Here is a 12,712-nt window from a genome sequence, read left to right as displayed (position 1 = left end):
AAGTCCACCAGCAATTGCCCGATTCGAAATTCAGGATAGATGTCGAGGGCGTGCCAGTCGAACAAGAGTCGATAGAACGACGCGGCGAACATTGAATCGAGCGGCACACCGTTTAGGCATGATCCAGAGCCTGATCGATCTGGATCGAAAAAAAGGATGCACTGGCCCACAAAGCCGCAAGCGTCGGGCATCACCTTCCCGGTGAAGTTATCGCCCTGCGATCCGCTCGGCATTGTCCGGTCACAGCGATTCGCAGATATGAGACGCGTCAATGCCTGCAATTCGCGGCGGCGTTGCTGACCCAACCGGCACGCAGCGACTTAATGGCTGCTCCTGACTGAACGGCTCCGGCAGAGTGAGCGTCTGCTGGGAGCAGTACACCGGGACGTGCGGGAAGCAGGTCACCTTTAGCAGTCAGCGAAATAATGTGGAGGAGATCGTCAACCATCGCCGTGCAACGGCTGAAATATGGCGATCCGTCGCACTATGAGCGTCTGCCGATGACTTGAGGGCCTACGGGAGGACAATCGCGCCGTGGTCCGTGCCGCCTCGCTGGCCAGCAAGGTGGTCGGTTGGCTTCTGGGCGTCCTGCCGCCCGATGACCAGGCCCATCTCATCATCGACAGGAGGGCGGTATGATCCTCCTGCCGCCGAGATGCGCGAACACCTACTCGCTGACGGCCGTGAGCCTGACACTGACCATGCGCCAGTCGTCGAATTCTTCAACCCGCTCGTGCGCGGGAGTCTGGCTCGCCACCGAGCTCGACTCCAGTAGCGATACTCTGTTCGGCTTGGTCGATCTGGACGAACCCGAACTGGGGGCGTTCGGCCTGGCAGAGATGATGGCGGTCCGCCTGCCGTTTGGCATGGGAATCCATCTCGACCTGCTCTTCGAGGGCATGGTCCCGATCTCGGCCTGGGCCGAAACCGCCAGGACATCTCGTCGGCCTGGGCTGGGAGGTTTCCCAGAAACTCTCCTGGCAGCTCGGCAATCTGCTGCTGTTCCGCCACCTTGCGGCAATCCGATCTTTCTGATCAACGTGCGATGATAGCGAGAACCTGGCTTCGCGTGGAAGCCCGCGAGCAGAGGCGTGAGACCCGCCGGTCAGCTTGTTGTCAGCTTGGCTGTCTAACATTCTCCAGGGCCGAACCGGCTCGAACTCCATGCGAGAGAACAATCGCCGACAGGAGCGCCGCTCACCATGCACAACCGGACGATCAGCTCATCGAGTATTGAGCCGCAATCGGACGCATGGGAGGTTGATGAAACGAGACGCTCAGTAACCAGTGACGCGCAGCCTGATCCAAATGCCGACCGGTTTGCGGAAATGCTTGCAGGCGTTCGGTTGACACCGGATTCGAACGCTAGCTCGTCTTCGGCGGCTGAGCGGCCGTACTCCCTCGTTGGCCGACCTCCCGTGATCGAGATCAAAAGCTCCTCATTCAAGCAAAAAATAAAAGATTTTCATGGCGCCGAAATCAAGCATATCGCCGCGAACTCACAAGAGTACTCGCCTTTCGTATCCTCGAAAGCCAAACGTACAGCAAGTCTGGCTGAAGGCTCCGGGACCGCCAGAAGACATACCGACGACGCGCGATATTTCAGCTATGAGTTAGGCAACGTAAGTGTCGGGCTTCTAAGAACAGAATCCGGATTTCGCTTGAGTGATGTGTTCGAGGGAGAAAAGTGGCGAGAACTGTTGCCCGGGCGAACTGAAATCACATCCACCACAGTTCTTCGGATTACTCATCCGCTTGTCGACAACGCAGGCGATATTCTGCTGGAACATCAACTTCGGCTGGACGGCGAACGACCATTAATCAATTCCACTCCAGCCAGCCTCGAGGCGCAATCCCGCCTCGCAGCGATGGGTTTTGTTGAGGTGGATGACGCGAACATGGTGCTTGACCCTACCCAGCATCCCGAAAAGTGGACGAAGAATAGCGACGGTGAATGGCAGCGTGCAAACAAGCCTGCATTTTATCTTTTTAAAATTCGGGACGGCAAGGACAGCGATGCCGAGAGTGCAGCAAGTATCTCGACCGATTCGTGCGACGATGATTTTGATATAGACCGGCTCACTCACGCGCTCGACGATATTCTCGCTGAACAATAGATCGCTGAAGGCGGGTCGTCCCGGCCTATAGCGCGGCAAACTGGTTGACGCTCCACTTCCATCGAACTGCCGGAGCTTGCCGACATTGAGCCGGATCGCGGTGATGTCGAAGCGGGCTGGTCCGGCATGCTGAACCCATCAGCTTCCGGCCTTGCCGCCAATCGCCTCGTTCTGGAACGCTCTCCCGGAGATATTCAGTTGGCTCCACGGCCAGGTTGCGGCGCCGGTCCTGCCGACAATGGTGCTTATCGGTGGCGCGACCGCCGAAATCATCCGCGAGCGCATCGTCGGCCTTCCGGCAGGATAACGTGGCCAGACCTTCATCGAGACCACGGTTCGCCGCCGCCAACCGGCCACTCGTCAACCTTGATTGTCGAGCCTGAAGGGCAAGCGGTCGACGCGCACAATCGAAGCCAATTCGCTTCGCCGATCCCGCGCCAGCGATGTTCTGTTGATGGCGGTTCGCGTGGATAATGGTCGGTCGCGCAGCTATCACGTCGACAGCATCCGGGGGGCTCCTCAACACAAGCCAGCTTTTGCCTCGTTGTCCGCTCGAGCTGATGCCGACCGGCCCGCAATCGATCCCGCCAACATCGCGCCCCGCTGGAACTGTGGTGCCGCGAATCTCGACACATCGCCAATCGCGGCACGAGCGATCGCATAACTTATGTCTTTCGCTGCGCGGTTTGTGGCAAGCCTTTCGAACTCAAGAACGATGACGGGACGCCGCGAGCCCGTGAAAGCGGGACGGCTACTAGTGTTGCGGTGGGTATGCGACGCATGTTCGGGCCAGATATCAGCTCTGGAAGCGCATCAGCAGATTTCAAAAGGCATTTGCGCTTCTTGGCTGGTCGTCTTGCGAACATCTGCGTGAGTGAGAGGTTTTGCGCGCCCGGCAACAAACGAGCCGTCTATTGCGAATCTGAAAAAGCGAGTTTTACAGACACGATGAAAAAGAGTGGTTCTTGGACTCGCAGGATCGTTTTGTCTCTGAGAGTATTGAACGTCAATCAATGGTAATTGAGAGAAGGGAGCCCTGATGATTTGCAATATTCTCGTCGATGAGGCGGGAAGTTTCTGTGCGCTGGCGATGTCCTGTCGTGCAATGCACGCGTCACTCTGTTGACGATCTCAATCCTCCGTTCCTGCGCTCACACCGCAGATCGCGAATAGATCTTTTGCGTCTGGCCTGGCGTCGAATCCTGGCAGTCGCGCGGCGCTCTTCTCGAGCAGCGGGCGAATGCGACGCGCTACCTGCTTCAAGCTGCCGACCGTTCCATTCCGGCCAATTTACGAGGTGACAGCATGACCACGAACAACAACCCTGTTAAGTTCGCCTACTGGGTCCCGAACGTCTCTGGCGGCCTTGTCATATCCTCGATCGAGCAGCGCACCAGCTGGGACATTGACTACAATCGCAAGCTTGCGCAGATCGCGGAGAAGGCCGGCTTCGACTACGCCTTGAGCCAGATTCGGTTCACTGCAGGCTATGGCGCCGACAAGCAGCATGAATCCGTCAGCTTCTCACATGCACTGCTTGCCGCAATCGAAAAGCTCAAGGTGATTGCCGCTCTTCTTCCCGGGCCCTGGAATCCGGCCTTGGCTGCAAAGCAGATCGCGACGATCAGTCAGCTCACCAATGCGCGGGTCGCGGTCAACATTGTCTCGGGCTGGTTTCGCGGTGAATTCCATGCCATTGGCGAGCCTTGGCTCGATCACGACGAGCGCTACCGCCGCTCGGAAGAGTTCATCAACGCGTTGCGCGGCATCTGGACCGAGGAGACCTATACCCTCAAGGGAGACTTCTATCGGTTCACCGATTATTCGCTAAAGCCCAAGCCGCTCGACCCGCTTCCCGAGATCTTTCAGGGGGGCTCCTCGCGTGCCGCTCGTGACATGGCTGGTCGCGTGTCTGACTGGTATTTCACTAACGGCAACACGCCTGATGGCCTGAAGGCACAGGTCGACGATATCAGGACCAAGGAAAAGGCCTTCGGCAAGAGCTGGCGTACCAGGATCGGTATCAATGCATTCGGCATTGTCAGGCAAACGGAAAAGGAAGCCAAGGACGTCCTGCAGGAGGTCCTTGATAAGGCGATCCCGGAAGCGGTGCACGGCTTCCACCATGAGGTCCAGAATGCCGGCAATGCCAGCCCCGAGCGTGCAAGTCTACCTTTCAGGATCTCGTTCAGTACAATGATGGCTTCCGCTCGAACCTGATTGGTACGCCAGAGCAGGTCGCCGAACGCATCATCGAGCTCAAGCGCGCCGGCGCCGACCTGATCCTGCTCGGCTTCCTGCATTTCCAAGAAGAGGTCGAACATTTCGGTAAGCACGTGATCCCGCTGGTGCGCGAGCTCGAAGTAAGCCGGTCGCCGCACGTTCTGGCGGCAGAATAGGCCGGGGCGAGGGCGACGCATGAGCCTGATTGCGACATCGGGCGGCGACGCCCTGATCCTGGCGCGCGCGCCTGAGCGTGCTGAGGCCACGTGGGAGGCGGGCGCGACGCCTCCCACGGCTGAGGTGGTGCTGGCGACCGGCCTTGCCGTGCCGGTCCTGCGTCTTGAGGGCATCTGCCTCAGCTTTGACGGGATCACTGCGCTGGACGGCATTGATCTTGCAGTCGGGGACGACGAAATCCGCGCCATCATCGGTCCCAACGGCGCCGGCAAGAGCTTTCGCGGTGCCGTCGGCGATCTTGCGGCCGTAGTCGAGAACCGCGATCCGGTCGGACATGCCGATGTCGTGCTCCATCCTGATCGCAGGGCAGATCGATGGTGGCGCTGAGCTACGCCGACCGCGCCGTCGTGCTCGACGGTGCTGGCCGGAGACGCGGCCGATCTGCGCGGGGGTGTCGAGATCAGGGTGCTCTACCTCGGACGTCCCGAGAAGACCACGGCGCATCCTTCAGTGTCGCGTGCTCCTCACCAACCGATCACGCCGCCGCCTGAACAGTTTCATCGGATAGACGGAGGAGAATGGCAATGAGCCAGGACAGTCTCGCGCTGCTCGCACCGGATGACCTTTATTCCCGGCTCGATGCCGTCATCGAGACCACGGTCAGCCAGCATGCCGAGCGCAATGATCTTGAAGGCCGGTTTCCGCGAGAAAATCTGCAGGCGCTGGCGGCCGCGGGCTGGACCGGGGTCTTGAGCGCGCAGCGTTTCGGCGGGCTCGGGCTCAGCCACAGTGACTTCGCGGAAGCCGCCTATCGGATCGGCCGGCAGGATGCCTCGACCGGTCTCGTCTATGTCATGCATGTCGGCGCCGCGCAGACCATCAACCTGTTCGGTAACGAGGATCAGAAGGAGCGCTGGCTGAAAGCAAAGGGCGGCAGCCTTCTGGGCACCTATTCGACCAGCGAGCGGGCGAGCGGCGGGCATTGGTGGTATAATTTCTCCGAAGCCGCACGTGACGGCGAGGACTATGTTCTCAACGCGGAGAAGTCGTTCACGACGAGCTCGGGCCAGGCCGACTTCTACGTGGTGCAGACGCGCTCACCAGGCGCCAAGGACCAGGCCGATATTTCCTTCTTCATCGTCGACGGCAAGGCATCTGGAATCTTGCCCGGCCGCTGGGACGCGCTCGGCGTCAAGGCAAACCACTCCGGACCGATCCGATATGCGGGCGTCAAGGTTCCGAGCCGCGATCGGCTCGGCGCCGAAGGGCAAGGCAAGGAGCTCATCTATGACGGCGTCTCGCCGGTTTACCTCATCGGTCTTGGTGCCGTATGGGAAGGCGTCGCGCGCGGCGCGCTGAATGCGGCGGTCGCACATACCTTAAGCTTTGTGCACAAGGACAGGAACAAGAACCTGTCGGATTACCAGGCGATCCGCCAGGAGCTTGGCGCTGCCAAGGTGCTGGTGGAAGCCTTGCGTCCATGGCGCAACGAGCTTGCCGCCAGGCTGGACGAGCTGTGGCGCGCCGGCAAGCCGCAGAGCGAGATCTTGATTCCGCTCACCGAGTTCAAGGTGCACGCCGCCGAGGTCGCCAACAAGGTGGCGGCAACAGCCTTGACCGTGACCGGCGGTCACGGCTATCGGCGCGGGCCGATCGAGCGTTCATTCCGCGATGCGCGCGCCGCGATCGCGATGGGACCGTCGAACGTGATCGCGCGGGACTGGATTGGAAAGTCGTTGGTCGGCTTGCCGCTCGAGCTGTTCTACGAGGGCGGGGAATAGGTCGGGCTCTGTGGCTGACCCGTGGTTGGGCTCGTTACCGTGGCGTGCCCGATCACGAGAGCTTTTCGCAGTCGAATTCGCGCTCTTTGCGAACCATCTGCTCCAGAGCGGGGCCGTCGGCATCAGCGGCGCGGGTGCAAACCCGGTGATTTGCGCTGGCGCTCGTTCTATCGTCGTCATACCATTGCGCTAAGCCCTACAGGAGTGAACGAAACCGCATACGAGCCCCGAGTTCACTCATCCAAATGTCTATCCCGCTACACGCTGACACATGATCATTGTCGAGGGATTGAGGGCGTTCGAATGGTCGATTCCGAATTGGCAGCCCTGTTGCGCGCGGTTCTGGACGAGGTGTGCGAGGGTATATCGCGTCATGAGACCGGCGCTCGAACTCATGTCGCCTGCAAACTCCTGGAAGCCGCCACCCGCGAAGAGACGTCGGTCGATGACCTAAGGCAAATTGGCCGAGCGGCGTTGGCCAGTGCGCCCACGATGAGGCGTTAGTCTTCCCCAGCCGATTCCGACCGCAGAGTTCTATGAAGGCGTAGTTCTGCGGGCGAGCGACCGCAGGTACGGTCTGTACGTTTCGTACAAATATCGCGCTTTAACTCATTGCCGTTTGGGCTAGCTTACACAGCTAGCTGTGCGGTTTCCTCACTCAAACAGATGAGTGTCTGGAGATTGATCGTCGTTCGGTAAGAATCAATGGCGGGGTCAAAAGACCTTATGCGTTTTCTTCCGTTCATGGTTGTTGTCGCATTTTCCGTCTTGGTCGGCCTTGCATCGGGAGCGACCGCAGCCGCGCAAAACCGCTCAAAGCACATGCCGCCGCCTCCACCAGACCTTTACTGTCTGCAAGGGCGGAGCTGGGGCTATCCAGGCAATTGCCAGTTCTCAACCTACAGACAATGCCTGGCCACAGCATCGGGCACGTACGCATATTGCGGCATCAACCCCACCTATGCTTTCGAGCATGGATGGCGCCCGCGCTGATGGGGGGCTTTCTGCGGCCTGCGTCAACTCGGCCGCGAAGACACGAGGTCGTCGGCTGCTCGATCGCAGCGCGCACTATGCCAAGCGCGGAGAATTGTCATCAACGTCGTCTTGCGGTGCTTCCTGCGGCCCCGACCAGCCGCAGGATTGATCGTTACGCGGCCATCGAGACTCAGGGCAGAGCTTCGCGCGCTGCAGGCAAATGCCCCTCTTGGTTGGCATAATACCACCCAACGCCAACGCGGCAATCAACGCGAATTGCTGTCTGCCGCCGGTAGGTCCCGCTTAAACGAAGTCAGAGCCTGGGGCCGCTCTAGCAAAGGCGGGCTGGCTCGAGCGGAGCAGCGCGAAATAGACGATGCCCCTACTGTTGGAGCAAGCACGCTCACGGCCGAATGCCATGCCTGCCGAACCTTCGTTGAGCCTGATCGATCTCGCACCGCCTGGCCGTTTCATTCAGCTTGGTACTGAGGCTATCCGCATGCGGGTCAGCTCAAACTTTCGGTCTATTGGAGCACTAGATCGGTACGCAACGGACAGAAATGGTCTTTAATTCATAAGCGGTCCAGGCCTCAACAATGAGTCCGTCGCGCCATGCTGCGGACGCGAACTCATAGGTGTTGGCAGGCGGTCGGTACAATCAAGAGTTTATCTTTTGTCAAAGATTTGCCGCGAACCTCCACCGCTGGCGCCAACGTCGAAGCCAGCCTTGCGGGGTCCAAGAATGATGGCATATCTGAACTCCTATCTTTCGAAGCTGATAGCCGGAGACCTGGCGGCATTCGGCGGGCCGACCACCGATGAAGCGGTCGCAGGATACATTCGTGCCGAGCAGCTCTCCCTCGTGTTGGGCCATTCGCTGGCCATCATGCTGGCCAACGCCTGCAATGCGACCGTGCTCGCAATTGCCCTTTGGCATTCGCCCGACCGAAACTTCGCTTTGGTCTGGGCGGTGACCGTCGTCTGCGGCGCGCTATCGATCGGCCTGAAGGCACGTTCATCACGACGGATGACGAAGCCGCAGTTCGTGTCGCGCCAGGCCATGCACCGGCTCGTACGGAATGCGTTGGTTCTCGGAACCGCCTGGGCGATCGTTCCAGTGGCTTTCTTCGCGAACGCCTCCAATGGCGGGCAGCTCGTCATAACATGTCTGTGCTCTGGGATGCTTGCTGGTGGCGCGTTCGCCTTCGCGACGATTCCGGTGGCGGCGGTGGCATTCACGGCTCCGATCTTTGTCGGTACGGCAATCTGCCTCGGCAGAAACGGCGATTTCGTCTATCTGCTCGTCGCTATCCTGGTTGTGGCCTATGGCTTCGTGCTCCTGCACGGCGTTTTCGCCCATTCTTTCGAATTTACCAGGCGCACCATCGCTCAACTTGAGGCCGAAAGGAGGGGCCGGCGGGATCCCCTGACCCAACTTCCGAACCGTTTCGCCTTCAATGAGAGCCTCGAAGGCGCGCTCAACAGGCTCGCCCGCTCGGGCGAGGAATTCGCGCTTCTTCTTCTCGACCTCGATCGCTTCAAGGAAGTGAACGATAGGTTCGGCCATCCCGCCGGCGATGAATTTCTGGTGCAGGCCGCCTCGAGACTGCAGCGATGCGTACGGCAGATTGATACTGTTGCGCGCATCGGCGGCGATGAGTTTGCGCTTGTCATGACCAATCTGACCAAGCTGGAAGACGCGTTGGAAGTCGCCGAGCGGTTTGTCGGCGCCTTCGCCGAACCGTTCCCGATCGAGAAATGTGAGATCGCGGGGGCGACCAGCGTCGGAATTGCAGTGGCCCCGCGCGATGGCGACGTGCCTCATGAACTGTTGAGGAATGCCGACATTGCGCTATATCGCGCCAAGCAAGCGGGGCCGGGAACGATCCGCTTCTTTGAGACCAGCGATGACGAATCAGCGCGCGAGCGCAGGGCGCTGCTGCGGGATCTGGAACTCGCGGTCGACAGAGACGAGCTGTTCCTCCTCTACCAACCCTTCTTTGATATTCGCAAGAACCGGGTCACCGGCTTTGAGGCCTTGCTGCGCTGGCGGCATCCCGTCCGTGGAGTCATTTCCCCGACCGAGTTCATTCCAATCGCCGAAGAAACCGGATTGATCCACGGAATCGGCGAGTGGGTGGTCCGTCGCGCCTGCTCGACGCTGTCGAACTGGCCGTCGGACCTCAGGGTCGCGGTAAATTTTTCGGCAGCCCAATTCCATAACGCCAGCATTCTGCAGACAATCGTGCAGGCGCTCTCCCAAGCCAGAGTTGCTCCTCATCGTCTCGAAATCGAAATAACCGAGTCGATGCTGATTTCGAAGTACGCGCCGGCGTCATCGATCCTGAACTCGCTCCTGCAATTGGGCGTGACGGTGGCGCTTGACGATTTCGGAACGGGATATTCGTCGCTGACCTATCTGCTGAAACTGCCTTACACTCGCATCAAAATCGATCAGTCCTTCATTCGGGACATGCTGAGGCGACCGGATAGCGCGGCGATCGTAAAATCAATCATCGCACTGACGCGGGATCTGCAGATCGGCGTGGTCGCCGAAGGCGTCGAAACCGCCGAGCAACTTGACTATTTGCGTCAAACCAATTGTGATGAAGTGCAAGGATACCTCGTCGGTCGGCCGGTCGCGGCCGACCACGTCTTCGCTCTGCTCGATCAAAACAAGCAATGGTCGACGTCCGCGGCTTGAAAGGCGAGGTCGCTTCGCAAACGCTACTGCGGGATCTGGTGCCCTGAAGAGCCATCGCTGCTGAGAAGCGTCGATCCCGATCTATGCGGCACGCCGGGGAGCGCAAAAAACAAGATCGTTTCGAATTTGTATCGTGTAGATTCGGCCGCTTAGGTCGGGACAATCTATCCGCTCACTGAGCGGAATGCGGCTTATCCCAAAAATGCGGCTTATCCCAAAATGGTGTCGATTACAGTCGTTGAACCTCCGGCGGGTCGTGACGGTGCTATCTACGCTGGAATGTTTTACCCCAAATGGGACTGGCGCTTCCCCACGCACGACAGCACAGTTGGTGGAATCAGGGCGCTGGTTTCGGTAGCAGGGGCTTTATCAACGATCGTAATCGCGGGACGTGGTAGCTGTGACGAATGCATGGAGCGTCATCAGATAGTGTGCTCCTGATTGCCGACACAGCCTGTTGGCTGCCGATCGTACTTGCGGTTCGAGGGGGCGATGGCGGTTCATTCCAAGGCTGTGCTCGCGTTGGCGAAGGCATGCGCGATTAAGGCGAAGCGGGCGGATATTCGACTAGCCCTTACACCGCGGTATTCGGTGCGTTGGCTTCTCGTTCTTGCGTTGGCAGTCAACCTCGGCTTGTGGGTCGGCATAAGTTGGCTGATCCAGAGGCTTGTTTGACATGCGCCGTGAAGCCGCGCCGCGGGGACGGCCAAGCGATCGACTGTCGTGTGATGTTCCGACGTGACCTATGGCGAGGGCAAAATGACCGATCGTGTTGCGGAAGCTCGACGACATGGCCGGCGACAAACGAGATTATTCGTGCGTGAAGTCGTGTACATGGCGGACCTAATCGCGCAGGTGCTGATGCGCCATGAGCCGAACGAGCCCGGTGTTTGGAGATCTCCGTGACTAGTTCAATGAGGCCAATCGTCTGCAAAGCATCCGGGGTGGCCGCCGCAGACGGGAAGCCGCTAGCCGGTCTTCCGACGAGAGCCGATGAGCGCGCCCCAGCAAACCCCCGCGCCAGCAGGCCGCCCCTGTTATGACCGACCGCGTGCCCGCCGTCCAAAAGGCGACTGATGCCTCCGCAGATGCAACTGTCAAGCAGGTGTCAAGAAAGTGGCCGGCGCTGCGTCCTAACGCTCGAGTTTCTATCAAGAACGCGATCCTGGCGAGGATTTCTCTGCAAGATCTCGCGGCAATGGGCTCGCTCCTGGAGCCGATCGTCCTGAAAAAAAACGCATGGTTTTGCAGGAGCCGAAGAAGTGTCCCGATCACGTCTACTTCATAGAATCGGGCCTCGTCTCGCTGAGGCTTGTTGCGGAGGGCAGCATCCTTGAAACAGCGCTGATTGGTCATCGCGGCGCGGTCGGTGCTTCGCCGCTAATGGAAGGACATCTTTCGACGCATCAGGCGGTCGTGCTGGTTTCCGAAACCGCGCACAGGATCCGTTTCGAGGATCTGCATCGGCTGATGAATGAGCGCCCCGCATTCGGGAGCATTTTTTCAGTTCGTTCAAGCACGGATCTTGCATTGCCTTCAAACGGGATTATGCGGGATCCGGCACGATCGCGAAAGCGACTTGCAAGCTCGTTGTGTTTTGCGAGCGACGCCTTCGGTGCTCATGTTCTTCCAGTGACCCATGACTACATTTCGTCCGCCCTGGGACTGCGCCGCGCTGGCGTCACGCAGACCTTGATCCGATTCGAAGAACAAGGGCTGATTCGCAAGACGCGCGGCGTCTTGCAGATCGATGACCGCAGGTGCCTCGAGCAAAGGACGTGCTGTTGTTGCAAATTGATCTCAGCCGCCTACGAGTCCGTCAGACCCACAAGGGATCCAGCCGGAAAGCAGACTCGTCCAGCCATTCCTAATGAAAACGATTTATAGGACGCTTTTGTGCGAAACGCTCTGATCTGTTGTGAGGACAACACGCGGGACTGGTGAGTGAGATTGTTCGTGCGCTGTGTACAAAAGTCGACGGCCTAACCTCCCCAGCTTAAGCTTAGCCTCTGTGCTGAGCGCGCTCCCATTTTTTTATATGCACTTACTTGGGCGGACAAAGGTGCGGCATGGATCACGCGGCTAGGACTCGCCATGAAGGATCGGTCATGACGGACGAACAACGCGAACTCGAGCGCTACAAGCAAGAGATTGCGCGTCTCAGACGGGTGCTTGTGCAGCTTTCTGAAATTGTTTTACGGAACGCTGTAGAAGACGCCAAGGGCCGAAAATCGGAATGCGCGTGAGTCTCTCGGCGGCCTGCCAAATCGTAGGTCAGCGGAAAACGAACGTTGAACAGCCCGCTGAAATTCGCAGCGCAGTTCGCAGCTAGGGGGCAGGGGGCAGCAGCCCCGCCCGGTCTCCGGGCGGGGCTGCTCCTTTCAAGTCGATTCTTGAGTGTTCGAGGGCCGGCAATTGTGGATGTGGGCTTCCGCGGTTCGCCGCGATACCCTCGGTTCATGCAGCTTTCGGCGTCGTTTCCGATTTCCCTGTCCCACTTGTTGGCTCACTGCCGCCCCAATGATCTCCGCATTCGAAACTGCAATGAAACGACCTGGTTGCCGAAATCACCTCGCCCGCGCAAGATTGGTTCCTTCAGATGCGGTTATCGATCTCCTGGATGAGACCGCTTCAAACTGTTGCCTTATGGGCAAAGCCGGTAATGGGGAGCTGGCGGCAATTTGATCGCGCTCCTGCACCAATCACCGCCAACCCCACTCTCCATTACGAGGTAC

Annotated in this window: 8 protein-coding genes and 3 pseudogenes; all 11 read left to right on the top strand. The window is 59.2% G+C overall.

The window, feature by feature from the left end; all coding sequences use genetic code 11:
• Positions 1-504 precede the first annotated feature (504 nt).
• Positions 505-639, top strand: a pseudogene (locus FBZ93_RS41565) (antirestriction protein ArdC); the annotation flags it as partial.
• Positions 636-1,049 (top strand): DUF2958 domain-containing protein, encoded by a 414-nt coding sequence (locus tag FBZ93_RS41560; protein WP_433995477.1) that lies wholly within the window; start codon positions 636-638, stop codon positions 1,047-1,049. The pseudogene FBZ93_RS41565 and the gene FBZ93_RS41560, both read left to right, overlap by 4 nt.
• Before the next feature lie 153 nt (positions 1,050-1,202).
• Positions 1,203-2,117 (top strand): hypothetical protein, encoded by a 915-nt coding sequence (locus FBZ93_RS37845; RefSeq protein ID WP_246667811.1) that lies wholly within the window; start codon positions 1,203-1,205, stop codon positions 2,115-2,117.
• A 1,305-nt stretch (positions 2,118-3,422) separates the two neighbouring features.
• Positions 3,423-4,516 (top strand): annotated as a pseudogene (sfnG, locus tag FBZ93_RS37840) (dimethylsulfone monooxygenase SfnG).
• Between the two features lie 124 nt (positions 4,517-4,640).
• Positions 4,641-4,793 (top strand): annotated as a pseudogene (locus FBZ93_RS41555) (ABC transporter ATP-binding protein); the annotation flags it as partial.
• Between the two features lie 308 nt (positions 4,794-5,101).
• Positions 5,102-6,298, top strand: a complete 1,197-nt coding sequence (locus FBZ93_RS37830; RefSeq protein WP_146992650.1) for an acyl-CoA dehydrogenase family protein — start codon at positions 5,102-5,104, stop codon at positions 6,296-6,298.
• Positions 6,299-6,601: 303 nt separating this feature from the next.
• Complete coding sequence (locus tag FBZ93_RS41550; RefSeq protein WP_146992648.1) at positions 6,602-6,802, top strand: hypothetical protein; 201 nt, start codon at positions 6,602-6,604, stop codon at positions 6,800-6,802.
• A 222-nt stretch (positions 6,803-7,024) separates the two neighbouring features.
• Complete coding sequence (locus FBZ93_RS40965) at positions 7,025-7,291, top strand: DUF3551 domain-containing protein (RefSeq protein ID WP_167529413.1); 267 nt, start codon at positions 7,025-7,027, stop codon at positions 7,289-7,291.
• 724 nt (positions 7,292-8,015) lie between these two features.
• The gene (locus FBZ93_RS37815) at positions 8,016-9,977 is read left to right on the top strand and encodes a putative bifunctional diguanylate cyclase/phosphodiesterase (RefSeq protein ID WP_146992646.1); all 1,962 of its coding nucleotides are present in this window, start codon (positions 8,016-8,018) and stop codon (positions 9,975-9,977) included.
• Positions 9,978-11,216: 1,239 nt separating this feature from the next.
• A complete protein-coding gene (locus FBZ93_RS37810) occupies positions 11,217-11,864 on the top strand; it encodes a Crp/Fnr family transcriptional regulator (RefSeq protein ID WP_246667810.1) in 648 nt (215 codons plus the stop codon).
• A 221-nt stretch (positions 11,865-12,085) separates the two neighbouring features.
• Positions 12,086-12,223, top strand: coding sequence for a hypothetical protein (locus tag FBZ93_RS40960; protein WP_167529412.1), 138 nt, complete (start codon positions 12,086-12,088; stop codon positions 12,221-12,223).
• Positions 12,224-12,712: the final 489 nt, after the last annotated feature.

It is taken from the genome of Bradyrhizobium macuxiense, from assembly GCF_007993935.1.
GTDB classification, from domain to species: Bacteria; Pseudomonadota; Alphaproteobacteria; order Rhizobiales; family Xanthobacteraceae; genus Bradyrhizobium; species Bradyrhizobium macuxiense_A.
The sequence above is the reverse complement of the archived record's forward strand: the minus strand, read 5'-3'. Positions and strand labels throughout refer to the sequence as shown.